General features: G+C 71.7%; 19 protein-coding genes and 1 tRNA gene. 12 read left to right on the top strand and 8 right to left on the bottom strand.

What is annotated here, in order from left to right; genetic code table 11:
* Positions 1 to 45: 45 nt before the first annotated feature.
* Positions 46 to 1608 carry a DUF6519 domain-containing protein gene (locus ACWCRD_RS24045; RefSeq protein ID WP_450967826.1) on the top strand — a complete coding sequence of 521 codons (1563 nt, stop codon included), beginning with the start codon at positions 46 to 48 and terminating at the stop codon, positions 1606 to 1608.
* Positions 1608 to 2489 (top strand): peptidoglycan-binding protein, encoded by an 882-nt coding sequence (locus ACWCRD_RS24040; protein ID WP_450967825.1) that lies wholly within the window; start codon positions 1608 to 1610, stop codon positions 2487 to 2489. The genes ACWCRD_RS24045 and ACWCRD_RS24040 overlap by 1 nt, the downstream gene beginning before the upstream one ends.
* A 21-nt stretch (positions 2490 to 2510) precedes the next feature.
* On the opposite strand, the gene ACWCRD_RS24035 is transcribed toward ACWCRD_RS24040, so the two are convergent.
* From ACWCRD_RS24035 to ACWCRD_RS24025, 3 genes are all read right to left on the bottom strand, one after another.
* Entirely contained in the window at positions 2511 to 3881 is a 1371-nt protein-coding gene (locus ACWCRD_RS24035; RefSeq protein WP_450967824.1) for a M1 family metallopeptidase, read from the bottom strand.
* Between the two features lie 77 nt (positions 3882 to 3958).
* The gene (locus tag ACWCRD_RS24030; RefSeq protein WP_450967823.1) at positions 3959 to 7825 is read right to left on the bottom strand and encodes a Pls/PosA family non-ribosomal peptide synthetase; all 3867 of its coding nucleotides are present in this window, start codon (positions 7823 to 7825) and stop codon (positions 3959 to 3961) included.
* Between the two features lie 299 nt (positions 7826 to 8124).
* A tRNA-Leu gene (locus tag ACWCRD_RS24025) sits at positions 8125 to 8212 on the bottom strand.
* 186 nt (positions 8213 to 8398) lie between these two features.
* Here ACWCRD_RS24025 and ACWCRD_RS24020 point away from each other — a divergent pair.
* The 3 genes from ACWCRD_RS24020 (at position 8399) to ACWCRD_RS24010 (ending at position 11215) form a co-directional block, all read left to right on the top strand.
* On the top strand, positions 8399 to 9724 hold the full coding sequence (locus ACWCRD_RS24020; RefSeq protein WP_450967822.1) for a M20/M25/M40 family metallo-hydrolase: 1326 nt from the start codon (positions 8399 to 8401) through the stop codon (positions 9722 to 9724).
* A 138-nt stretch (positions 9725 to 9862) separates the two neighbouring features.
* The gene (gene chpH, locus ACWCRD_RS24015) at positions 9863 to 10096 is read left to right on the top strand and encodes a chaplin ChpH (protein ID WP_030947654.1); all 234 of its coding nucleotides are present in this window, start codon (positions 9863 to 9865) and stop codon (positions 10094 to 10096) included.
* Positions 10097 to 10237: 141 nt separating this feature from the next.
* Positions 10238 to 11215 carry a chaplin gene (locus ACWCRD_RS24010; protein ID WP_450967821.1) on the top strand — a complete coding sequence of 326 codons (978 nt, stop codon included), beginning with the start codon at positions 10238 to 10240 and terminating at the stop codon, positions 11213 to 11215.
* A gap of 114 nt (positions 11216 to 11329) precedes the next feature.
* On the opposite strand, the gene ACWCRD_RS24005 is transcribed toward ACWCRD_RS24010, so the two are convergent.
* Entirely contained in the window at positions 11330 to 11518 is a 189-nt protein-coding gene (locus tag ACWCRD_RS24005; RefSeq protein WP_005485166.1) for a DUF5703 family protein, read from the bottom strand.
* 47 nt (positions 11519 to 11565) lie between these two features.
* Here ACWCRD_RS24005 and ACWCRD_RS24000 point away from each other — a divergent pair, with 47 nt between their 5' ends.
* Positions 11566 to 12276, top strand: a complete 711-nt coding sequence (locus ACWCRD_RS24000) for a hypothetical protein (protein WP_365840994.1) — start codon at positions 11566 to 11568, stop codon at positions 12274 to 12276.
* Between the two features lie 196 nt (positions 12277 to 12472).
* On the opposite strand, the gene ACWCRD_RS23995 is transcribed toward ACWCRD_RS24000, so the two are convergent.
* Together ACWCRD_RS23995 and ACWCRD_RS23990 are read right to left on the bottom strand one after the other, a co-directional pair.
* Positions 12473 to 14881, bottom strand: coding sequence for a helix-hairpin-helix domain-containing protein (locus ACWCRD_RS23995; RefSeq protein WP_450967820.1), 2409 nt, complete (start codon positions 14879 to 14881; stop codon positions 12473 to 12475).
* Positions 14878 to 15864: an aldo/keto reductase gene (locus ACWCRD_RS23990; protein ID WP_450967819.1), complete on the bottom strand. Its 987-nt coding sequence runs from the start codon at positions 15862 to 15864 to the stop codon at positions 14878 to 14880. Before ACWCRD_RS23990 ends, ACWCRD_RS23995 begins: the two co-directional genes overlap by 4 nt.
* A gap of 112 nt (positions 15865 to 15976) precedes the next feature.
* Between ACWCRD_RS23990 and ACWCRD_RS23985 the strand changes: the two genes are divergently transcribed.
* Together ACWCRD_RS23985 and ACWCRD_RS23980 are read left to right on the top strand one after the other, a co-directional pair.
* The gene (locus ACWCRD_RS23985) at positions 15977 to 17032 is read left to right on the top strand and encodes an LLM class F420-dependent oxidoreductase (protein ID WP_398959986.1); all 1056 of its coding nucleotides are present in this window, start codon (positions 15977 to 15979) and stop codon (positions 17030 to 17032) included.
* Positions 17033 to 17255: 223 nt separating this feature from the next.
* A complete protein-coding gene (locus ACWCRD_RS23980) occupies positions 17256 to 18044 on the top strand; it encodes a ferritin-like domain-containing protein (RefSeq protein WP_450967818.1) in 789 nt (262 codons plus the stop codon).
* Position 18045: 1 nt separating this feature from the next.
* On the opposite strand, the gene corA is transcribed toward ACWCRD_RS23980, so the two are convergent.
* Positions 18046 to 19044: a magnesium/cobalt transporter CorA gene (corA, locus tag ACWCRD_RS23975; RefSeq protein WP_450967817.1), complete on the bottom strand. Its 999-nt coding sequence runs from the start codon at positions 19042 to 19044 to the stop codon at positions 18046 to 18048.
* A gap of 62 nt (positions 19045 to 19106) precedes the next feature.
* Here corA and ACWCRD_RS23970 point away from each other — a divergent pair, with 62 nt between their 5' ends.
* The 4 genes from ACWCRD_RS23970 (at position 19107) to mshC (ending at position 22613) form a co-directional block, all read left to right on the top strand.
* Positions 19107 to 19793: a histidine phosphatase family protein gene (locus tag ACWCRD_RS23970; protein WP_450967816.1), complete on the top strand. Its 687-nt coding sequence runs from the start codon at positions 19107 to 19109 to the stop codon at positions 19791 to 19793.
* A 111-nt stretch (positions 19794 to 19904) separates the two neighbouring features.
* Entirely contained in the window at positions 19905 to 20495 is a 591-nt protein-coding gene (locus ACWCRD_RS23965) for a DUF3090 domain-containing protein (RefSeq protein WP_123964039.1), read from the top strand.
* Positions 20459 to 21289 (top strand): SCO1664 family protein, encoded by an 831-nt coding sequence (locus tag ACWCRD_RS23960; protein WP_450967815.1) that lies wholly within the window; start codon positions 20459 to 20461, stop codon positions 21287 to 21289. Before ACWCRD_RS23965 ends, ACWCRD_RS23960 begins: the two co-directional genes overlap by 37 nt.
* A 94-nt stretch (positions 21290 to 21383) precedes the next feature.
* Positions 21384 to 22613 carry a cysteine--1-D-myo-inosityl 2-amino-2-deoxy-alpha-D-glucopyranoside ligase gene (gene mshC / locus ACWCRD_RS23955; protein ID WP_450967814.1) on the top strand — a complete coding sequence of 410 codons (1230 nt, stop codon included), beginning with the start codon at positions 21384 to 21386 and terminating at the stop codon, positions 22611 to 22613.
* A 104-nt stretch (positions 22614 to 22717) separates the two neighbouring features.
* Here the strand turns inward: mshC and ACWCRD_RS23950 are convergent, their stop codons facing one another.
* Complete coding sequence (locus ACWCRD_RS23950) at positions 22718 to 23266, bottom strand: hypothetical protein (RefSeq protein WP_450967813.1); 549 nt, start codon at positions 23264 to 23266, stop codon at positions 22718 to 22720.
* Positions 23267 to 23298: the final 32 nt, after the last annotated feature.

Here is a 23298-nt window from a genome sequence, read left to right as displayed (position 1 = left end):
CCGTACGACCCACCCGCAGAATCCTGAACCAGGGGGACCCCCTTCATGCACGCTGATCTCTCCCGTCTCACCTTCCGGCCGGAGCGGCACTACTCCGCGGTCGTCGCCCAGCAGGGCCGTGTCCAGCTCGACGCCGACACCAACGAGCAGACCGCGATCCAGCTCCACCAGGCCCGCACCCTCGCCGCCGACCTGATCGGCCGCCACGGCGGGCCGCGCGACGCGGCGGGCCGCGACATCGCGGGCTTCCACATCGATTACGTGGGCGGCAAGCACGACATCGACACCCTCCACATCTCCCCCGGCCGCTACTACGTCGAGGGCGTCCTGCTCGACGCGACCAGGCCCGCGCCCGGAGTGCCCGTACCCGATGAGGACGCGCACGACGAGGACACGCCGACACCGCCTGACCGTTGGACGTACTGGGACCAGCCCGACGCCTACCGCGACCCGGAGAGGCCCGGCGACCGGCTGCCCTCGCCCGCCCAGACGCCGTTCGTGGTCTACCTGAACGTGTGGGAGCGGTCCGTGACCGCCGCCGAGGACCCCGCGCTGCGCGAGGTCGCCCTGGGGGCCGCGATGCCGGACACCGCGGCCCGGGTGAAGGTGGTCTGGCAGGTACTGCCGCTCTCCCTCGCCGAGCTGGCGATCGAGGACAGCGACCTGTCGAAGGACGTCGTCCGCGCGGCCTTCGACAACTGGGCGAAGAAGCAGTCCCTGTCCTCCGCTCGCCTGGCCGCCCGCAGCCGGCGGCCCGACCATGCCGACGAGGACCCGTGCCTGGTCAGGCCCGACGCCCGCTACCGCGGAACGGAGAACCAGCTCTACCGCGTCGAGGTGCACACGGGCGGCGAGGCGAAGGACGCCACCTTCAAGTGGTCCCGCGAGAACGGCTCGGTCGTCTTCCCGGTCGACGAACTCGACGGTACGTGGGTGCAGTTGGCGTCGCTCGGCCACGACGACAAGCTGAACCTGGACGTCGGCGACTTCGTCGAGTTCACGGACACGGCGTATTCCTCGCGTCTGGAGGCCCTGCCCCTGCTGCGGGTCGAGGAACTGGACCTGCCCGGCCGCCGGGTCCGGCTGTCCGCCGAGCCCGAGCCGGGCGTCGGACGCCGGCCCGACCTGAACCCGTTCCTGCGCCGCTGGGACCACCAGGAGGGGCCCCGCCGCCAGGGGCGTTCCACCTCCCTGAAGGGCGGCGCGGTGCCGGTGACCGAGGGGGAGTGGCTGCCCCTGGAGGACGGCGTCGAGGTGTACTTCGCCAAGGGCGGCGGCTACCGCACCGGCGACCACTGGCTGATCCCCGCGCGCACCGCCACCGGCAACGTCGAATGGCCGACCGACCCGGCGCGCCGCCCGCTGCTCCAGGGGCCCGCCGGCATCACCCGCCACCTCGCCCCGCTCGCCCTGGTCAAGGGCGAGGAGGGCGCCGTCGACCTGCGCTTCGGCTTCCGCCCGCTGGCCGGCAGCATGCCCGCCACGGACGAGGCGACCCTTGCGGCGGAGGCCCAGGCACGCCGTGAGGAGCTGGCGGCCGAGGACCCCTCGCACGGGAGGTCGCAGACCACCGCGGAAGCGGAGGCAGCAGTGGGAGAGGGCGTGTGATGGCCACCCCCATGAGCGCATCCCAGTTCCTGCAGATCCTGCGCGCGGAGGGCCTGACGGTCCACGAGGTGGGCAACTGGCGCACCCACAACCGCAATACGAAGGGCCCCTGGGGCCCGGTGAACGGAGTGGTCATCCACCACACCGCCACCTCCGGTACCGACAGCTCCGTGAATCTCTGCTACAACGGCTACACCGCCCTGCCCGGCCCCCTCTGCCACGGCGTCATCGACAAGCGGGGCGAGATCCACCTCGTCGGCTACGGCCGCGCCAACCACGCGGGCCTCGGCGACCACGACGTACTGCGTGCCGTCATCGACGAGACGACGCTGCCGCACGACAACGAGGCCGACACCGACGGCAACCGGCACTTCTACGGCTTCGAGTGCATCAACCTCGGCGACGGCCGGGACCCCTGGCCCGAGGCGCAGCTGGAGGCCGTCGAGAAGGTGTCCGCCGCCGTCTGCCGCCATCACGGCTGGAGCGAGCGGTCGGTCATCGGCCACAAGGAGTGGCAGCCCGGCAAGGTGGATCCGCGCGGGTTCACCATGGACGGCATGCGCAGGCGGATCGCCGAGCGGCTGGCCGGCAGGTCCCCGGCGCCCGAACCGGGCCCGACCCCGTCGAAGCCGTCGTACGCACCCTTCCCGGGCGCCGGTTTCTTCCACGACGGGCAGAAGTCCGCGGTCATCACGGCCATGGGCAGACGCCTGGTCGCCGAGGGCTGCGGTCACTACGAGGAGGGGCCGAGCCCGGAGTGGAGCGACGCCGACCGCGAGTCCTACAAGGCCTGGCAGCGCAAGCTGGGGTTCAAGGGCAGGGACGCGGACGGCATTCCGGGCAAGGTCAGCTGGGACAAGCTGAAGGTGCCCGCGATCTGAGAGCCCGCGTCACCCGCCCTCCTACGCCGACTCGGCGTTGGTGGGCGGGTGCGCCGGACGGGCCGGGATCTGCGCGGGCAGGGGCGGCAGCGCAGCGCCGTACACCCAGGCCTCGAACAGGTCGTCCAGCGGCTCGTCGGCGTACCGGTTGACGTGCGCGATGAGCGTCGCGGTCGTCACGGCTCCGTTCCGGTGCAGCCCCGTCCAGCCGCGCAGCATCCGGAAGAAGGCGTCGTCGCCCACGGCACAGCGCACCGCATGCACGGTCAGGCCGCCGCGCTCGTAGAGCCGGTCGTCGAACATCGACTTGCGGCCCGGGTCGGCCAGTCGGAGATCCTGCGGCTGCGAGGACAGCAACCGGTGGGCGGCGGCGGCGAGTTGCTGGGCGCTGCGGCCGCCCGAGCGCTCCGACCACAGCCACTCGGCGTACTTGGCGAAGCCCTCGTTCAGCCATATGTGCCGCCAGTCGGCTATGGACACGCTGTTGCCGAACCACTGGTGCGCCAGCTCGTGCGCCACCAGCCGCTCCGAACCCCGCGCCCCGTCCACGTGGTTGGCGCCGAACAGCGACAACCCCTGTGCCTCGACGGGGACATCGAGTTCCTCGTCGGTCACGACGACCGCGTACTCGTCGAAGGGGTAGGGCCCGAACAGCTCCTGGAACAGGTCCATCATCTGCGGCTGCCGCGCGAAGTCCCGTGAGAACTCCGGCAGCAGATGCGCCGGGATGTGCCCGTGCTGCGGTACTCCGCCCGGCCCCGGGTCGCCCAGCAGCACCGTCTGGTACTTGCCGATCGCGAGGCCCACCAGATAGCTCGACGTGGGCGCGGACTGCTCGTACACCCAGGTCGTCGTGGACGCCTTCGTGGTACGGGTCAGCAGCCGGCCGCCCGCCACCACCGCGTACGCGGACGGCGTGGTGATCGAGATCTGGTACGCGGCCTTGTCGGCGGGCCGGTCGTTGCACGGATACCAGGACGGCGCCCCGATCGGCTGGCTCGCCACCAGCGCCCCGTCCTCCAGCTCTTCCCAGCCGAGCCCGCCCCAGGGGCTGGGGACCGGCTTCGGGTTGCCCGACCAGTGCACCTCGACGGTGAAGGCGGCACCGGCACGGACCGGCTTGGCGGGGCGGATGCGCAGGCGGCCGCCGCGGTGCGTGTAGTGCGGCTGACGGCCGTCGACCCGGACCCGGCCGATCTTGAACTCGGAGAGGTTGAGGGTGAATTCGGTCAGCGGCGAGCGGCCCGCGATGGCGTTGATCCGGGCCGCGCCCGCCAGCCGGTTCGGGCCCGGGCGGTAGTCCAGCGTGAGCTCGTACCGGTGCACCCGGTAACGGGGGTCACCGTGTTCCGGGAAGTACGGGTCCGAGCCCGCCGTCTGCTGAACTGCCACTGCCGCTTCTGCTCCCTGCGCCGTCGTGCCACTCCGGTCCGCCGGTACACCGCTCACCGACTCCGTGTGGCCCGCGCTCAGGGACGCCATGCCTCGATCGGGTTGCCGAGCCAGCGGGTGTCGTCCGGGACGGACTCCGCGGCCATGACGAGCGACGCGGGACCCAGGGTGGTGCGGGCCCCGATCGTGCTGCCGGGCAGCACGATCCCGCCAGGGCCCAGCGTGGCGCCCTCACGGAGTACAACAGTATCCGTCCGCAAGATCCGGTCGTGGAAGAGGTGCGTCTGCAGCACGCACCCGCGGTTCACGGTGGCCGCGTCCTGAAGGGTCACCAGGTCGGTCTCGGGCAGCCAGTAGCTCTCCACCCACACGCCCTTGCCGATCTTGGCGCCGAGGCCGCGCAGCCACGCGGTCATCAGCGGCGTACCGGGCACCGAACCGGCCAGCCAGGGCACGGCCACGACCTCGACGAACGTGTCCGCCAGCTCGTTGCGCCACACGAAGCCGCTCCACAGCGGGTGCTCCCCGGTGCGGTGCCGCCCCACGAGCAGCCACTTGGCGACGAACGACACCACGGCGGCCGCGGCGCCCGTGGTGAGCAGCACCAGACCCGACAGCACAGGAGCCCAGGGCCCCAGCAGGCACAGAGCCGCCACCGTCAGCACGGCAAGGCCGGCCGAGCAGAACACCGGCACGATCCGGCACAGCTCCACCAGGCCGCGCGCCCACAGCAGCCGCGCCGGCGGGTCGTAGGTCCGGCTCTGGTCGCCCGTCTCGGCGTTCCGCGGCAGCTTCACCGGCGGCAGCCCCAGGTAGGAGCTGCCCTTCTTCGCCTTCTTCGGGGTGGCGGACAGTACGCCGACCAGCCCGCCGTCCGGCACGCTCCGCCCCGGCGCGGTCATCCCGGAGTTCCCGAGGAAGGCCCGCCGCCCGATCTCCGCGCGCCCGATCCGCATCCAGCCGCCACCGAGCTCGTACGGCGCGGTCAGTGTGTCGTCGGCCAGGAACGCGCCCTCACCGACGGTTGTGAGGCTGGGCAGCGCCAGCACCGTCGACACCTCCGCACCCCGCCCGATCTTCATCCCCAGCAGCCGCAGCCACACCGGGGTGGCGAGCCCCGCGTACAGCGGGAACAGCGTCTCCCGTGAGCGGTCCATCAGCTGCGTGACCGTCCAGGCCTGCCAGCCGATCCTGCTGTGCGTGGGGTGTGTGCCCTCGCGCAGGCCCAGGCTCAGCAGCCGCACGGCGACGAGGATCAGCAGGGCGTACGCCAGCCCGAAGGCCAGCGTGGCGGGGACGAGGGCGAGCGCGGCACCGCGCAGCGGCGCGTGGGCGTCGATGAAGACGTACGCCACGAGGAACGCGGCACCGCCCGCCAGCAGCGGCAGCGCGGACAGGGCGAGGCCGGTCAGGCCGTACATCACGCGCCAGTACGTGCCGCGCTGCGGGCGCTCCTTGGGCCAGTTCCGCTTGGCCTTGCCGAGCTTGACCGCGGGCGCACCTGCCCAGCGCTGGCCGGTGGGGATCTGGCCGGTGACGGCCGAGCCGGGGGCCACCTCGGCCCGCTTGCCGACGCGGGCGCCGGGGAAGAGGATGCTGCGGGTGCCGACGGTGGCGTGCGCCCCCACCTTGACCTGGCCGATCTCCAGGCGGTCGCCGTCCAGCCACCAGCCGGACAGGTCCACCTCGGACTCCACGGCCGCGCCCCGGCCCAGCTTCAGCAGGCCGGTGACCGGCGGCAGCGAGTGCAGGTCGACGTCCTGGCCGATCTTGGCGCCCAGCGCCCGCGCGTACCGTTCCAGCCAGGAGCCGGTCAGCGAGGTCGCCCCGCTGAACTCGGCCAGCCGCTCGGCGGTCCACAGGCGCAGATGGACACTGCCACCGCGCGGATAGCGGCCGGGCTGGACGCCCCGCAGCAGCAGTCGCGCGCCACCCGCGGCGATCGCGAGCCTGCCGGGCGGGCTGAACAGCAGCACCGCGCCGGTGGCGACCAGCCACCAGGGGGCGGTCGGCAGCCAGGAGTAGCCGGGCAGCAGGTTGCCGGCCGCGGCCAGGGCCACCGTCCAGCGCAGGCCGAGCAGCGTGAACAGCGGCACGAGGAGCAGCAGCTGGAGCACCTTGGCGCGGGTCGGCACCGGGGTGATGGTGCGCCGGCCGCCGTCGTCCTGCGCCGACTTCTCCAGGTGGCGGGCCAGCTTGCGCAGGGTGGGCTGCTGGTAGATGTCGAGGACGGCGGCGCTCGGGTAGCGGGTACGCAGCCGTGTGGTCAGCTGGGCGGCGGCCAGACTGCTGCCGCCGATCGCGAAGAAGTCGTCGCGGGCGCTGGTGACCGGGATGCCGAGGACCTCCGTCCACTGCTCGGCCAGCCACGCCTCGGTGCCGTAGAGCTGCTCGGCCGGACCGCCGGTCTCCAGGCCCTCCAGGGGCCAGGGCAGCGCGTTGCGGTCGACCTTGCCGGACGTACGGGTCGGCAGGTCCTCGACGGGGGCGATCAGCGGCACGAGCGCGGCAGGCAGTTCCGCGCGCAGCTTCTCCACGGCGGCCGCGTGGTCCCAGCCGTCCTGGGTGACGACATAGCCGACGAGGAGCTGGTTGCCGCTGCGCGCGGTGCGCACCGCGGCCGCGGCACCCGCGACACCCGGCAGCGCCTGCAGGGCCGCGTCCACCTCGCCCAGCTCGATGCGGCGCCCGCCGAGCTTGATCTGCTCGTCGGCCCGCCCGAGGAAGACCAGCCCCTCAGGCTCGGCCTTGACCAGGTCACCGCTGCGGTAGGCACGCTCCCAGCCCAGGGACTGAAGCGGCGCGTACTTCTCCGCGTCCTTCTCGGCGTCGAGATAGCGGGCGAGTCCGACCCCGCCGATCACCAGCTGCCCGCTGCCGCCCATCGGCACGGGCTCACCGGCCTCGTCCACGACGGCCAGCTCCCAGCCGTCCAGCGGCAGCCCGATACGGATCGGCTCCTCGCCGGACATGAGCGAGGCGCAGGCGACGACGGTGGCCTCGGTCGGCCCGTAGGTGTTCCAGACCTCACGGCCCTCCGTCACCAGCCGCTGCACCAGCTCGGGCGGGCAGGCCTCGCCGCCGAAGATCAGCAGACGGACGTCGTTCAGGGTCTCGGGCTCCCAGAGCGCGGCGAGCGTCGGGACCGTGGAGACGACGGTGATCTCCTGCTCGACCAGCCAGGGGCCCAGGTCGGCGCCGCTGCGGACCTGCGAGCGCGGCACCGGCACCAGACAGGCGCCGTAACGCCACGCCAGCCACATCTCCTCGCAGGACGCGTCGAAGGCCACCGACAGACCCGCCATGACCCTGTCACCAGGACCGATCGGGTCGTCGGTGAGGAACAGCGCGGCCTCGGCGTCCACGAACGCGGCGGCACTGCGGTGACTGACCGCGACGCCCTTGGGCTTCCCCGTGGAACCGGACGTGAAGATGATCCACGCGTCGTGCTCGACACCGGGCCGGGCGGCGGGGACCTCGCTGCGCCCGGTGACGGTCAGGTCGTGCCCGGCGCCGACGACCGCCCGGACGTCCGCCTCCCCGAACACCAGCTCGGCCCGCTCGTCGGGGTCCTCGGCGTCCACAGGGACATAGGCGGCACCGGCGGCGAGGACGGCCAGGATCGCGACGTACAGGCCATTGGTGCCGGAGGGAACCCGCACACCCACGCGGTCCCCGAGCCCGACCCCGGCCGCGGCGAGGCGCCGGCGCAGTTGCTCCACCTCGGCGGCCAGCGCCCGATAAGTGAGACGGTTAGTGCCGTCGTCCAGGGCGAGCTCGTCCGGGTAGGACCGCACGGATGCGTCGAAGATGTCGACGAGTGTGCGCGGTGAGGCCGCCTGACCTCCGGAGAAACGTGCGGTGTCGCCGAACTGCTGGTGGATCTCTGCGCTGAGCTCATCGTCGAGCAGGCCGAGAGCGCTGCTCTCGTCTATGGCTGCCATCCGGTCCTCGCGTCTCGATCCCGGAAGCCTCCGGGGCGCTGGCGGGCCCGCAGGTCTGCCTGGGGTTGTCCGGGTCCAGCTCCGTAACAAGCCGGAAATTTTAGTACGACGCTAGGTTCGGGACGGCTGATCGGCCATCCGGGAGGGCTGTTCGGGCGCTGACGGAAACCATTCGACCCTCGGTGACCTGGGGGTTTCACTCCCGAGAGACATGCCCCACACCGTAGGTGAGGAGTGGGTCCGCACAGCTGGCTTCTCATACGCGAAAGCCCCGGCCGCTGAGCGGCCGGGGCTTCGACTGGTGTCCGAGGGGGGACTTGAACCCCCACGCCCGATAAAGGGCACTAGCACCTCAAGCTAGCGCGTCTGCCATTCCGCCACCCGGACAAGGTGTCTGTCGTGCGGGGTTTCCCCCGCGGCGACGAAGGAAACATTACCAGGCTTTCGAGACGTCCCCGGTCACCCCCGTCCGGCGTGAACGGCGTGTGACGGGCAGGGTCCGGTCTTGGGGAGCGGCCGGGCGGAGAGGGAGGATGAGGGGAACCACCAGCAGTGACAGCGGGAGGAAGCAGCGTGAGCGAGACGGACACGGCCAGGGGCGTCACCGGCGAGGACGAGGTCGTGGACCTCTGCCGCGAGCTGATCCAGATCGACACCAGCAACTACGGCGACCATTCCGGGCCTGGTGAGCGGGAGGCGGCCGAGTACGTCGCGGAGAAGCTCGCCGAGGTGGGTCTCGAATCGAAGATCTTCGAGTCGTACCCGGGCCGGGCCTCCACGGTCGCCCGGATCGAGGGCGAGGACCCGTCACGGCCCGCGCTCCTCATCCACGGCCACCTCGACGTCGTACCGGCCAACGCCGACGACTGGACCCACCACCCCTTCTCCGGCGAGGTCACCGACGGCTGCGTGTGGGGCCGCGGGGCCGTCGACATGAAGGACATGGACGCGATGACCCTGGCGGTCGTGCGCGACCGGCTGCGCAGCGGGCGACGGCCCCCGCGCGACATCGTCCTCGCCTTCCTCGCCGACGAGGAGGCGGGCGGCACGTTCGGCGCCCGGCACCTCGTCGACAAGCACCCCGACCTGTTCGAGGGCGTCACCGAGGCGATCAGCGAGGTCGGCGGCTTCTCCTTCACGGTCAACGAGCAGCGCCGGCTCTATCTGATCCAGACGGCCGAGAAGGGCATGCACTGGATGAAGCTGACCGTGGCCGGCACCGCCGGGCACGGGTCGATGATCCACCGGGACAACGCCATCACCGAGCTGTCGGAGGCCGTCGCGCGGCTCGGACGGCACAAGTTCCCGGTACGGGTGACGAAGACCACCCGGGCCTTCCTCGACGAACTCGGCGACGCGCTCGGCACCGAGCTGGACCCGGAGGACATGGAGGGGACCCTGGCCAGGCTCGGCGGCATCGCCAAGCTCATCGGCGCGACCCTCAGCAACACCGCCAACCCCACGCAGCTGGGCGCCGGTTACAAGGTCAACGTCATCCCGGGCGAGGCCACGGCGCATGTCGACGGGCGCTTCCTGCCCGGGTTCGAGGAGGAGTTCCTCGCCGACCTGGACAAGATCCTCGGGCCCACGGTGCGCCGCGAGGACGTGCACGCCGACAAGGCTGTCGAGACCACCTTCGACGGGGCGCTGGTGGACGCCATGCAGTCCGCGCTGGTGGCCGAGGACCCGGCCGCCAAGGCGATCCCGTACATGCTCTCCGGCGGCACGGACGCCAAGTCCTTCGACGAGCTGGGCATCCGCGGCTTCGGCTTCGCGCCGCTCAAGCTGCCCCCGGAGCTGGACTTCGCCGGCATGTTCCACGGTGTCGACGAGCGGGTGCCGGTCGACGGCCTGAAGTTCGGCGTGCGCGTGCTGGACCGCTTCATCGACGCCTCGTGACCTTCGTAATCGGCCGTGCGTACGGAACGGGCCCGAGAAGGGTGAATGCGACCATCAGCTCGTAGCTCCATTACTTCCTCCTCGTTACAGGTAATGCGATCAGCAACACGAGATCGCTTTTGCCAACAAGGAGGAATAATGCTCAAGAAGGTCGTCGCTGCTGCGGCTGCCACTGGTGGTCTGGTTCTCGCGGGTGCGGGCCTGGCCGTCGCCGACGCCGGTGCTCAGGGTGCCGCGGTGCACTCCCCGGGTATCGCTTCCGGCAACGTCGTTCAGGTGCCCGTGCACGTCCCCGTGAACGTCTGCGGCAACACGATCTCCGTGATCGGGCTGCTGAACCCCGCCTTCGGCAACACCTGCATCAACAAGTGATGTCGACCCGCTGAGGGTCGTTCACGCCCGTCGGCTCCGGAGCGCGGCCATGCGCTCCGGAGCCGACAGGCCGTTTCGCGAATTTCCAGGCGGAATTTCGCGGGATTCCAGGTCAGGAATGAAGGCAGGGAGAATTCAGCAATGCGACAGGTCACCCGCAAGGGCCTGATGACCGTGATGGCGGCGACCGGCGTGCTCGCCGCGGCGGGCGGCTACGCCCACGCAGACTCGGGCGCGAACGGCTCCGCTTCGGACTCGCCCGGCGTACTGTCCGGCAACACGGTGCAGGCGCCGGTGCATGTGCCGGTGAACGTCTGCGGCAACACGGTCAACGTCGTCGGACTGCTCAACCCGGCGAGCGGCAACGAGTGCAGCAACGGGGGCGGCGGCAGCTCGTCCGGCGGGCACGGCGGTTCCGGCGGCGGAGCCCAGGCCAACGGACATTCCAGTCACTCGCCCGGCATCGGCTCGGGCAACACCGTCCAGGCGCCCGTCGACGCGCCGGTGAACGTCTGCGGCAACACCGTCGACATCGTCGGACTGCTCAACCCGGCGCGCGGCAACGAGTGCAGCAACGAGGGCGGCGGGCACGGCGGTTCCGGCGGCGGAGCCCACGCCGGCGGACATTCCAGCGACTCGCCCGGCATCGGCTCGGGCAACACCGTCCAGGCGCCGGTCGACGTACCGGTGAACGTCTGCGGCAACACCGTCGACCTCGTCGGCATCGGCAACTCCGCCGAGGAGAACGAGTGCACCAACGGCGGTTCGGGCGGCGGGCACACGACGCCTCCCGGTGGCGGCCACCAGACGCCGCCGCCCGGGAACCCGGGGCACCCCGGCAACCCCGGTAACCCGGGTCATCCCGGTCACCCGGGCAACCCCGGCCACCCGGGCACCCCTGGGCACCCGGGCAACCCGAACCACCCCGGCAACCCGAGCACGCCGGGCGGCTCCTCGCACACCAACCACCCGGGCACCCAGACGGTGACCCAGCCGCAGGGCGACGCACAGCTCGCGCACACCGGCAGTGACCTGCCGATCGGCCTCGTGCTCCCGGTGGGCGCCGGGGCGCTGCTTGCGGGCGCGGTCATGTACCGCAAGGCGCGCGCTTCGGTCTGAACCGGCGCATCTCCACGCCAAGCACCGCAAACTTCCCCTACGGTGCGCAGAACGGAGCGAGCCCTGTGCTGGCGGGGCCCGCTCCGTTTCCGTCGTCCTCGTCCTCGCCTCAGCTCACCACGTGGCCCGCACCTGGCGGATGATCCGCCGGCGCAACCGCACCCTGCGGCTGCCGTCGCGCAGCAGGCTCAGACGGTCCAACTCCCAGTGTCCGTACTCGGCATGGTCCGTCAGCAGGCGTGTGGCGTCCTTGCGGGACACCCCGCGCGGTACGTACACGTCGACAAATTCGTATTCCGGCATCGCATCTATTGTGCGGGCTGGGGCCCGGTACGGATAGCGTCTGCACTATGTCTGATGCTGCGCAGCCCACCGCTGCCGAGGTACGAGCCGCCGCCGAGGCGGTCAAGACCGCGCTCGACCGTCACCTGGCCGCGGTCGAACGCAGGTCCGGGGAGGACGACCAGGCCGTCTACGAGGCGTTCAACGAGCTCGCCGCGGCCGCCGAGACGTACGACGAGTTGCTCTACGACCGCTACGACGAGGTCACGCCCTTCGAGATCCCGGGGGCGGAGGACACGCTGCCGCCGTACACGGGCCCCGAGGAGCCGAACGCGCTGAGTGTGCTGATCCGCCGCGACTACGCCGTGGCGGACCAGCACCGGCTGCTGGCGCAGGCGCAGCGGGTGGAGGCGGCGGACGACGACGGACGGGGGGCGGAGACCTCCGCGACCGTGCACGGGGCGCTGGGCGTGCTGTTCGGGGAGTTCGAACCGGACGAGATCGCCTCGCGGCACAAGGAGTTCGGCCTCGAGGAGGGCGACTCCACGCTCTGGGTGACCGCCGCGGACGAACCGGCCGAGCCGGGCGACTGGCTGGAGGCGCCGTTCGAGCAGATCGATCCCCAGCGGGTGGTCTGCCGCTTCGACGTCAGCGCGGTCTTCGACGACGAGATCGACGACGGCCGCCTCGCCGGCGTGAACGACGACGACCTCGAGGACGAACTCGACACCGACCTGGACGGCGACGAGGACCTGGAGCCACTGGACGCGGACCGCTAGCGCGGGCCGCCGGCGCGGGGCCAGACCGTTCTACGGCGGCGTTCACGGATGATCTCCGTGAACGCCGCCGCCGTTTTGGTGCGTGATTGGTGCGGTTGGTGTCCGTCCGCGGGCCGACTGCGGCTGGTCACGCCCACGCGGCGGAGCCGCAAATCGACACAGCCCCGCGCCCCTAGGGGGCCGCCGTGCCCCTTGGTCAGTCCGTGGCCGGGATCTGTGTGCTGAGTAGTAGCGGCAGACGCGTCGTGCGAGGCTTTGCCGGAACCTCTGCCACCGCTCGGGGAAGGGCCTGGTCCACCCCGTGGACAACGGAGAGATGGCGGTCCGCCCTGCCGAACGCCGTGTAGACCCACGGCCGGCTGAGGGCCTGTGCCGCGTCCCCGGGCAGCACCACGACCACCGCGGGCCACCTGCTGCCCACCGCCTGGTGCGCGGTCAGCGCCCACCCGTGCCGCATGGACTGCTCCACCCGCTCCTTCGGTACGACGACGGAGGCGCCCGCACACGACAGATGCAGCCCGGCGGCGTCGGCCGTCACGACCTTGCCCGTTGTCGTACGGCCCGGTGCGGGGGAGTAGGCGATCCGGTCGCCGGGGTCGAAGCCGCCGAAGCGGCCGGGGCCGGGGTTGAGGCGCTCCTTCAGCGCCGCGTTGAGTGCTCGGGTGCCGGCCGCGCCGCCGTGGCCCGGAGTGATCACCACGGTCTGCTCGGGCGGCACGCCGAACGCTCGGGGCACCGAGTCGGCGACGAGCTGCACGGTCCGGTGGACCGCCTCGCCCGCGTCCCGCACCGGGACGATCACGACCTCCTTGCCGGGGGCCTCGACCTGGTTGAGCTCACCGACGCCGATGCCGGAGACCAGCTCGCCCAGCGGGCCGAGGTCCGGCCGCCGCGAGGCGATCCGGGGGCAGACCCGCGCCGCCAGCAGATCGGCGAACACCCGCCCGGGTCCGGCCGACCAGAGCACCCCCGGATCCCCGGCCAGCACCAGCCGGGCACCGTCGGGCAACGACTCGACGAGCAGGGCCCCCGTCTCGACGTCCAGTTGGGGCGCGTCGAGCACGACGAGAAGATCCAGATCCAACGCCCCGTCCACATCCCGCCCGGGCCCCTCGTCACCGGAGAGCAGCCCGGCGACGGTGGCGACACCGGGGGCGCCCCCGGGGCCGCCCGGCGCAGTCTCGTTCCCTGCGGGGCCTTTCGGTGTGCCGCTGCTGGTCAGGGCGGGGTCCGCTGCGGTGCGAGTCGCCGCGTTGCCGCCCGGCGCAGCCCCGATCCCCGCAGAGCCTCCGGGCACGGACCCGCTCGCCGTGCTGCCGCCGGCCGCAGGCTCGTTCCCCGCCGGGCCACTGGATGTGCCGCTGCTCGTCACGGTGGGCTCCGCGGGAGCGCCGCTCGCCGGGTTGCCGCCCGGCACCGAGCCGCTCCCTCCGTCGCCGCCCTGCACGGCCCCGACGGGGCGCCCCGCGCACAGCGCTGCGAAGCGGTCGCGGCCGGTCGGGCTGTGTGTGGCCGCCCAGGCGCGCAGGCCGAGGGCGGTGGCCGCCTGCAGCAGTGCTGCAGGTTCGGTCAGGGATGCTTCGCCGCCGGTGTGCAGGACCAGGCCGTGGTCCGCCACCGCGCGGACGAGTTCGGCGGCGGTGTCCGGTGCGGAGGCGGCGGCGTCTTCCCAGGCCGCGGCCGAACCGTCCTCCTTCGGGACCGAGTTGATCAGGCGGGCCAGTCCGTCGGCGAGGCTCTCCTCCGCGAGCGCGTACCGCTCCAGGCCGACCAGGATGCGTACCGGACGCTCCTCGGCCTCCTCGGTCGTCTCCGGTGCCGGAGCGGTCGGGTCGAGGGCGTCCTGGAAGACCAGGGCCTCGCCCTCCGCGACAGCGCTCTGCACGGCCGCGTCGGCGTCGGGCACGCCCCGCTGGGTCAGCGCCGCGGTGAGCGCAGGCATCTCCAGTGCCGTGTGCCCCGCGAGGGCCGCCTGCTCCAGCAGCCACCCCGTCAGCGCCCGGCCCCGCCGCTCGTCGTCCGGACCGCACTCCGCGCCGAGCAGCGCCCGCGCGAAGCCGTCGGCCTGCTCGGGCCGCACACCACCGACGCGCAACAGCAGCCAGGGGTCCTCCCGCAGAACGTCCTGTGCACCCTCGCCGAGAGCGGCGGAGACCTGCGGTGCGAGCGCGTCCGGTGCGCCGCCCTCGCTCAGCACGCGCCGTACCGCGTCGACGGTCTCCGCAGCGGGAGCAGCGGGAGCAGCGGTCGCGGGCGTCGGCTGCGGACGCCGTACCGGCTCGGGGGCGGGACGGCGCGGAGCGGCCTCGCTGAACACGGTGGCCACGGGCTTCGCTCCGCTCTCCACGGCACGGACGGCGGCCAGCAGATCGGCGGCCTTCCCGCTGAGCTTCGCGCCGCTCTCGACCGGCCCCGCCTTCTCGGCCCTGCGCCGCTCGATACGCTCCCGCTCCAGCCGCTGGGCCGCCAGCTCGGCCTCGGCCTCGGAGAGTTGGGCGGCGGACTCGCCGTCCCCGTCCGCCGCGGTCGTGCCCTCGCCGCCGTGCCCCGCGGTGCCCGGCTCGGCGTTCTCTGCGTCCTCGGTGGGCTCGGGCTCCGTGCTCACAGCGTGCTCCAGTCGTGATCGGGATAGCGGTGCACGGGCGCCGACACGTCGTCGAGCGCCCGGCAGATCTCGTCAGGAAGACTAAGGGCCTCCACTGACAATGCCGCCGTGAGCTGCTGGGAGTTGCGCGCACCGACGATGGGCGCGGCCACGCCGGGCCGGTCGCGGATCCACGCGAGAGCGACCTGGAGGGGAGTCACCGCGAGCCCGTCCGCCGCGGTCTGCACGGCGTCCACGATGCGGCTCGCGGTGTCGTCCAGGTACGGCGCGACGAAGGGCGCCAGGTGCTCGGAGGCGCCGCGCGAGTCGGACGGCACGGCCTCGCCCCGGTACTTGCCCGTCAGGACCCCGCGGCCCAGCGGCGAGGACGGCAGCAGGCCGATGCCCAGGTCCAGCGCGGCCGGCAGCACCTCGCGCTCGACGCCGCGCTGCAGCAGCGAGTACTCCATCTGCGTACCCGCCAGCCGGGTCCGCAGCCCGGGAGCCGCCAGCTGCCACGTCGCCGCCTTGGCGAGCTGCCAGCCGCAGAAGTTGGAGACGCCGGCATACCGCGCCCGGCCGCTGCTGACCGCAAGGTCGAGTGCCTGGAGAGTCTCCTCCAGCGGGGTGTGCGGGTCGAAGGCGTGGATGTGCCAGACGTCGACATAGTCGGTGCCGAGCCGGGTCAGCGAGGCGTCCAGCGCGGAGAGCAGATGCCCGCGCGAGCCGTCGACCCGGCGGTCCGGGTCCGGCACGCTGCCCGCCTTGGTCGAGATCACCAGGTCCCGGCGCGGAACCAGGCCTTCTATGAGGCGTCCGAGCAGGTATTCGGCCTCTCCGTCGCCGTACACGTCCGCCGTGTCGACCAGGCTCCCGCCGGCCTCCCAGAACGTCTTCAAGAGGTCCGCGGCGTCGTGCTCGTCGGTGTCCCTGCCCCAGGTGAGCGTGCCGAGTCCGATGCGGGACACGCGAAGGCCGGTCCGGCCGAGATACCTCTGCTCCATGAACGCCGAGATTACTGGCCCGGCCCTTCGGCGTGGGGGCCTGTGGACAACCAGTTTCCGCACGCTAGGGTCTGGCCGACAGGGACGTTACTGATCGGTAAGGGGTATCGGCATGCAGCTCGGGATCAACCTCGGCTACTGGGGTGCCGGAATGGACGCGGACAACCTGGAGGTCGCGAAGGAGGCCGACCGCCTCGGGTACGCGGTGTGCTGGGCCGCCGAGGCCTACGGGTCGGACGCGGCCACCGTGCTCAGCTGGGTCGCCGCCCAGACCGAGCGCATCGACGTCGGGTCGGCCATCTTCCAGATCCCGGCCCGCCAGCCCGCGATGACCGCGATGACCGCCGCCACCCTCGACTCGCTCTCCGGCGGCCGCTTCCGCCTCGGCCTCGGCGTCTCAGGACCGCAGGTCTCCGAGGGCTGGTACGGCGTCAAGTTCGACAAGCCGCTGGCACGCACGCGTGAGTACGTCGAGATCGTGCGCAAGGCGATGACGCGCGAGCGGCTGTCGTTCGAGGGCGAGCACTGGACGCTGCCGCTGCCCGGCGGCCCGGGCAAGCCGCTCAAGCTGACCGTGCACCCCGAGCGCGAGCACATCCCGCTGTACATCGCCGCGATCGGCCCGAAGAACCTCGAGCAGACCGGTGAGATCGCCGACGGCGCGCTGCTGATCTTCCCCTCGGCGGAGCACCTCGAGGAGACCACGATCAAATACCTGCGCGCCGGGCGGGAGAAGGCCGGCAAGACCCTCGACGGCTTCGACGTCTGCCCGACGCTCCCGCTCTCCGTGGGCGAGGACAAGGACGTGGCCACCCTCGCGGACGCGTTCCGGCCCTACACCGCCCTGTACGTCGGCGGCATGGGCAGCGCCAAGCAGAACTTCTACAACCAGCTGGCCCAGCGCATGGGGTTCGAGGCGGCAGCCGCCGAGGTGCAGGAGAAGTACCTGTCCGGCGACAAGCAGGGCGCCGCGGCCGCGATCCCGCACGACCTGATCGACAAGACGGCGCTGCTCGGTTCCGTGGACCGCATCGCGGACCGGATGAAGGAGTACGCGGCGGCCGGGGTCACCACCCTGAGCCTCAACCCGGCCGGCTTCACGCTTCAGGAGCGGGTCGCCTCGCTCCGCGCCGGCACCGAGGCCCTGGAGCGCGCCGGACTGGCGTAACGCACGCCCCGGGGCGCCGGGGAAAAGTTTCTGCGGCCGTGGTGGGGGCTCGGGGGTCTTCCCCGCCACGGCCGTCACGGGGAACAACGCGCCCGGCCGCGCGCGGTTACGCCTGCGATGTGACCCCTTGGGTCCTCCTTTTGGCCGAGTCGTCCGACACAGCTGTTGCAGCACCTCCAGCGCCGCACTTGACTCGTTCGAGACCGGCAGAGAGGTGCCCGCGATGCTTTCGGCCAGGAGTCTTTTCCAGGAGATCCTCGACGACGACGAGTCGTTCGCCCTGTTCTGCTCCATCGCGGCCAGCGGCGAGTCCCAGGGCGGCTGGGAGAACGGGCGGATCGCCGCGCTGGTCCCCGACAGCCAACGCGCCCTCGCCCCCAAGATCACCCGGCACGGCGCCGACGAGGACAAGCACGGGCGGATCTTCAACGCCCTGATGAAGAAGCGCGGTCTCGAACCCGTCCCCGTACCGCCCGAGACCGACTACACGATGCTCCTGGAGAAGAACGGCATCGGACTCCCCCACGACAAGCTCAAGAACGACGAACCGCTCACCGTGCAGGACATCGTCACCTACCTCTCCCACAGCCGGGTCACGGAGCAGCGCGCCTCCGAGCAGATGGAACTGCTGCGCAGGCACTTCGCGGACCACCCCGACATCGGCCGCGCGGTGCGGATGATCTCCGACGACGAGGACAACCACCTGGCCTACTGCCACGAGGAGTTGCTGCGCCTCGCATACGCCGGACACGGCCGCGCCATCCAGCGCACGCTGCGGGAGTGCGCGCTCGCGGAGATCCGGACCTACCGGGACGTCAGCCTCGCCGTCATGGACCACATGGGGCGCATCCTCGGCTGGCCGCGGGCCAAGTCGGCGCTGCTCGCCGTCGGCATCCACGCCGTCTACGCCTACGAGCGGTTCGCCGGCTGGCGGCGGATGGTGAGCCTGAGGATGCCCGAGCGGCGCGACGCACTGGGCGGAACCGCCAGGACCGCACCCGAGTTCGCCTGAGCTACAGCCAGCCCCGGTGCTTGAAGAGGCGGTACAGCAGCACCTCCAGGCCGGCCATCGCCAGGATCACCGCCGGGTACGACACCCGCCAGTGCAGCTCCGGCATGTGGTCGAAGTTCATGCCGTAGATCCCCGCGATCATCGTGGGGACCGCCGCCATGGCCGCCCACGCTGAGATCTTCCGCATGTCGTCGTTCTGCCGCACGCTCATCTGCGCGAGATGCGCCGACAGCACGTCCGAGACCAGCCGGTCCAGGCCCTCCACCGACTCGTTCACGCGCGTGAGGTGGTCGCTCACATCCCGGAAGAAGGGCTGCGCCTTCTCGTGCACGAAGGGCACCCGGGTGCTGAAGACGCCCCCGCCCGCCAGCCGGGCCAACGGCTGCGCCAGCGGGCCCGTGGCCCTGCGGAACTCCAGGACCTGCCGCTTGAAGGCGTAGATGCGGGACGCCGTGCGCCGCGAGCCCCCGCCGGTCGGCGAGAACACCTCCGTCTCCAGTTCCTCCAGGTCGGTGCCCAGCTCGCCGGCCACCTCCACGTAGTGGTCCACCACGGCGTCGGCGATGGAGTACAGCACCGCGGTGGGGCCGTGCCGGAGCATTTCGGGCTCCTCCTCCAGCCGGTGCCGCACAGCCGCGAGCGGCGCCTCCTCGCCGTGCCGCACCGTCACCACGAACGAGTCGCCGATGAAGACCATGACCTCCCCGGCGGTGACGATGTCGCTCTTCGCCTCGTACCCGACCGGCTTGAGGACCATGAACAGCGAGTCGTCGTACACCTCCAGCTTGGGCCGCTGATGCGCGTTCAGGGCGTCCTCGACGGCCAGCGGATGCAGCCCGAACTCCTCCGAGACCCGGTCGAACTCCTTCTCCGTCGGCTCGTACAGGCCGATCCAGACGAAGGCGTCCCGCCCGCGACGGCACTGCGCCAGGGCGTGCGAGAAGTCCGCGGGCCCCTCCGTCCGGCGCCCGTCCCGGTAGATGGCGCAGTCGACGATCACGGAGCGTATTCTCCCGCCGTCCGCCCCCGGCCGCACCCGGGCGTGCGCCTACTCTTGGCCGCATGCCCACGCTGATCCTGGTCCGGCACGGACGTTCCACCGCCAACACCGAGGGAGTGCTCGCCGGCTGGACGCCCGGCATCGCCCTCGACGAGCGCGGCGCCGCGCAGGCCGCCGCCCTGCCCGGCAGGCTCGCCGGGCTGCCGATCTCCGAGGTCGTCAGCAGCCCGCTGCAGCGCTGCCAGGAGACGATCCGGCCGCTCCTCGACGCCCGCCCGGAGCTCACCGCGCACACCGACGAACGGATCGGGGAGGCCCACTACGGCGACTGGTCCGGCCGCAAGCTCGCCGAACTCAAGGACGAGCCGCTGATGGAGGTCGTGCAGACGCACCCGTCGGCCGCCGCGTTCCCCGGCGGCGAATCGATGCGCGCGATGCAGACCCGCGCCGCCGAAGCCGTACGAGAATGGAACGCGCGCGTGGAGCGCGACCACGGCGCCGACGCCGTCTACCTGATGTGTTCGCACGGCGACATCATCAAGTCGCTCGTCGCGGAGGCACTCGGACTTCATCTCGACCTTTTCCAGAGGATTTCCGTTGAACCGTGTTCCATCACCGCGATCCGTTACACACGTCTGAGGCCGTTTCTCGTACGGCTCGGTGACACCGGCGATTTCGCGTCGCTGGCGCCGCGCGAGGAACCCCCGGCCGGCGACGCCACGGTCGGGGGCGGTGCGGGCGCACCGTGATCGTCGGGCGCAGTAGGGTGAAGCGGTCGCAGTAGCGCCGCACCCGTCCGCACCAGCAGGCCGTGCGGTCATCCGGTCCGATGTCGATCCACGAATTCCAGGAGACAGGACGTGTCCCGTCAGGTGTTCCTCTACGACCCCCCGGACCGCTTCGTGGCCGGTACGGTCGGTATGCCCGGACGCCGTACGTTCTTCCTCCAGGCCACCGCGGGCCCCCGCGTGACCAGCGTGGCCCTGGAGAAGACCCAGGTCGCCGCCCTTGCCGAACGCATGGACGAACTGCTCGACGAGGTCGTACGGCGCAGTGGCGGCAGCGCCGCCGTCCCGGCCGTGGCCTCCACCGAGATCTCCGACACCGATCCGCTGGACACCCCCGTCGAGGAGGAGTTCCGCGTCGGCACCATGGCCCTTGCCTGGGACGGCGAGGAACAGCGCATGATCGTCGAGGCGCAGGCCCTCGTGGAGCTCGACGCCGACTCCGAGGAGGACCTCGCCGAGGCGGAGGAACGCCTGCTCCAGGACGAGGAGAACGGGCCCCCGATGCTGCGGGTCCGCCTGACCGGCGCGCAGGCACGGGCCTTCGCCAAGCGCGCCCTCGACGTCGTCAACGCCGGGCGGCCGCCGTGCCCGCTGTGCAGCCTCCCGCTCGACCCGGAAGGACACGTATGTCCGCGCCAGAACGGATACCGCCGCGGAGCGTGACGACCGACGAGCCGCTCGCCGACCTGCTCACCCACGGCGAGCTCACCGTGCGCGGCCGGATCCGCGAGGCGTCCAACGCGGCCCTGTACTGCACGATCTCCCACGAGGGCCGGCAAGCGGCCTGCATCTACAAGCCCGTGGCCGGCGAGCGGCCCCTGTGGGACTTCCCCGACGGCAACCTCACCCGGCGCGAGGTGGCCGCCTACGAGGTCTCCGAGGCGACAGGCTGGGGCCTCGTGCCGCCCACCGTGCTGCGGGAGGGGCCGTACGGCGAGGGGATGGTCCAGCTGTGGATCGAGGTGAGCCCCGAGGCCGAGCTGCTCGCCCTGGTCGACGGTGAGGAGCCGGAGCGGGGCTGGAAGGCGATCGGCTTCGCCGAGGTCGGCGACGGGAAGACGGCACTGCTGGTGCACGCCGACGACGAGCGGCTGCGCCGGCTCGCCGTGCTCGACGCCGTGATCAACAACGCGGACCGCAAGGGCGGCCATCTGCTGCCCACACCCGACGGCCGGTTGTACGCGATCGACCACGGCGTGACCTTCAACACCGAGAACAAGCTCAGGACGCTGCTGTGGGGGTGGGCGGGGGAGCCGCTGGCCCCGGAGGCGGTCGACGTCCTCAAGTCCCTCCAGGAGGCCCTGGCCGCGCAAGGAGCCCTGGCCACACGGCTGACGGGCCTGATCACGGACGCCGAACTCGACGCCACACGCGCGCGTGTCGCCGAACTCCTGGAGACGGGGAAGCACCCCGAGCCGAGCGGCGAGTGGCCTGCGATTCCCTGGCCGCCCGTGTAGAAGCAGACCGGCGGGTATCACGCAAGAGGGCCTTACCGGCCATCCGGCCCGGTCCGGTTCGTATCCGGAACTTCCGTCCGGTTAGGCTCATGACATGCATGCCTGGCCCGCTTCCGAGGTCCCCGCCCTGCCTGGTCAGGGCCGCGACCTGAGGATCCACGACACCGCGACCGGCGGTCTGGTCTCCCTCGACCCCGGTCCCGTCGCCCGTATCTACGTCTGCGGCATCACGCCGTACGACGCGACCCACATGGGTCACGCGGCGACCTACAACGCGTTCGACCTCGTTCAGCGCGTGTGGCTCGACACCAAGCGGCAGGTTCAGTACGTCCAGAACGTCACCGACGTGGACGACCCGCTGCTGGAGCGGGCGCACCGCGACGACATCGACTGGGTCGCCCTCGCCGAGCAGGAGACGGCCCTGTTCCGCGAGGACATGACCGCGCTGCGGATGCTGCCGCCGCAGCACTACATAGGCGCGGTCGAGGCGATACCCGGCATCGTGCCGCTCGTCGAGCGGCTGCGGGACGCGGGCGCCGCCTACGAACTCGACGGCGACATCTACTTCTCCGTGGAGGCCGACCCCAACTTCGGCAAGGTCTCGGGCCTGGACGCGGCGGCCATGCGGCTGCTGTCCGCCGAGCGCGGCGGCGATCCGGACCGTCCCGGCAAGAAGAACCCCCTCGACCCGATGCTGTGGATGGCCGCCCGCGAGGGCGAGCCCAGCTGGGACGGCGCCTCGCTCGGGCGCGGTCGCCCCGGCTGGCACATCGAGTGCGTCGCCATCGCCCTGGACCACCTCGGCATGGGTTTCGACGTGCAGGGCGGCGGTTCCGACCTCGCCTTCCCGCACCACGAGATGGGCGCCTCGCACGCCCAGGTGCTGACCGGCGAGTTCCCCATGGCCAAGGCGTACGTCCACGCCGGCATGGTCGCCCTGGACGGCGAGAAGATGTCCAAGTCCAAGGGCAACCTGGTCTTCGTGTCCAAGCTGCGGCGCGACGGGGTGGACCCGGCCGCGATCCGGCTGGCGCTGCTCGCCCACCACTACCGCTCCGACTGGGAGTGGACGGACCAGGTCCTCGAGGACGCCGTGGCGCGGCTCGGGCGCTGGCGTGCCGCCGTCTCCCGGCCCGACGGGCCGCCCGCCGAGGCCCTGGTCGAGGAGATCCGCGAGGCTCTCGCGAACGACCTGGACGCCCCGGCCGCCCTCGCCGCGGTCGACCGCTGGGCCGCGCTGCAGGACGCCGAGGGCGGTACGGACATCGGCGCACCCGGTGTCGTGTCGCGGGCCGTGGACGCTCTGCTGGGCGTGGCCCTGTAACCACCACAGCCCTGTAGTCACCAAGGCAGGGAAAGGGGCGCTTCCTCCGTGGAGGAAGCGCCCCTCATGTCACTCGGGTCTGCCGCGCGATGTCCGAGCGGCGGTCAGATCCTGCGCACCTGGATGCTGCGCAGGACGTTCGGAGAGCCCGAGTCCCAGATGCCGACCACCTGGTGGCCGAAGGCGAATGCCTCCTGGACCTGGTCATGGGTCTGCGGGTTCGGGTTGGCGAAGATCCTGAACTGGCCCTGGATGCGCAGGGCGATCAGGCTGGGCTGGCCCGGCAGCGGCTGCACGACGTCGACGTAGCCGTCCGCGATGCCGGCCTGCAGCACCTGCTGCTGGACCTGCTGCTGAACGTGCTGCACGGCGACCTGGGCGAGCTGGTGGAGCTGCTGCTGCACCTGCTGCTCGTGCTGCTGTTGCTGCTGCTGACCGTAGCCCTGGTGCTGGCCGAGCTGCTGCAGCAGCTGCTGGAAGGGCTGCTGCTGGCCGAGCTGCTGGAGCTGCTCCAGCGAGCCCATGCCCATCCCCATTCCCATGGGCTGCTGCTGCCCGAACGGCTGCTGCTGGTACTGCTGGTAGGGCGACGTGCTCGGGAACTGCTGGCCTTGCTGTTGTCCCAGTTGGCTCATCTGCGGGGTGGTGCTCATACGGGTGTCACCTTCCCTTGATGGTTGGGATT

The organism is Streptomyces sp. NPDC002092 (genome assembly GCF_053593775.1).
This window is presented reverse-complemented; position numbering and strand designations above follow the sequence as displayed.

Excerpts from the sequence above, each read along its gene's own strand:
- ACWCRD_RS24030 (WP_450967823.1), bottom strand. The coding sequence starts at position 7,825 with ATGGCAGCCATAGACGAGAGCAGCGCTCTCGGCCTGCTCGACGATGAG.
- chpH (WP_030947654.1), top strand. The coding sequence starts at position 9,863 with ATGCTCAAGAAGGTCGTCGCTGCTGCGGCTGCCACTGGTGGTCTGGTT.
- ACWCRD_RS24040 (WP_450967825.1), top strand. The coding sequence starts at position 1,608 with ATGGCCACCCCCATGAGCGCATCCCAGTTCCTGCAGATCCTGCGCGCG.
- ACWCRD_RS23950 (WP_450967813.1), bottom strand. The coding sequence starts at position 23,266 with ATGAGCACCACCCCGCAGATGAGCCAACTGGGACAACAGCAAGGCCAG.
- ACWCRD_RS24010 (WP_450967821.1), top strand. The coding sequence starts at position 10,238 with ATGCGACAGGTCACCCGCAAGGGCCTGATGACCGTGATGGCGGCGACC.
- mshC (WP_450967814.1), top strand. The coding sequence starts at position 21,384 with ATGCATGCCTGGCCCGCTTCCGAGGTCCCCGCCCTGCCTGGTCAGGGC.
- ACWCRD_RS24000 (WP_365840994.1), top strand. The coding sequence starts at position 11,566 with ATGTCTGATGCTGCGCAGCCCACCGCTGCCGAGGTACGAGCCGCCGCC.
- ACWCRD_RS23960 (WP_450967815.1), top strand. The coding sequence starts at position 20,459 with ATGTCCGCGCCAGAACGGATACCGCCGCGGAGCGTGACGACCGACGAG.
- ACWCRD_RS24045 (WP_450967826.1), top strand. The coding sequence starts at position 46 with ATGCACGCTGATCTCTCCCGTCTCACCTTCCGGCCGGAGCGGCACTAC.
- ACWCRD_RS24005 (WP_005485166.1), bottom strand. The coding sequence starts at position 11,518 with ATGCCGGAATACGAATTTGTCGACGTGTACGTACCGCGCGGGGTGTCC.
- ACWCRD_RS23970 (WP_450967816.1), top strand. The coding sequence starts at position 19,107 with ATGCCCACGCTGATCCTGGTCCGGCACGGACGTTCCACCGCCAACACC.
- ACWCRD_RS23985 (WP_398959986.1), top strand. The coding sequence starts at position 15,977 with ATGCAGCTCGGGATCAACCTCGGCTACTGGGGTGCCGGAATGGACGCG.
- ACWCRD_RS23990 (WP_450967819.1), bottom strand. The coding sequence starts at position 15,864 with ATGGAGCAGAGGTATCTCGGCCGGACCGGCCTTCGCGTGTCCCGCATC.
- ACWCRD_RS23980 (WP_450967818.1), top strand. The coding sequence starts at position 17,256 with ATGCTTTCGGCCAGGAGTCTTTTCCAGGAGATCCTCGACGACGACGAG.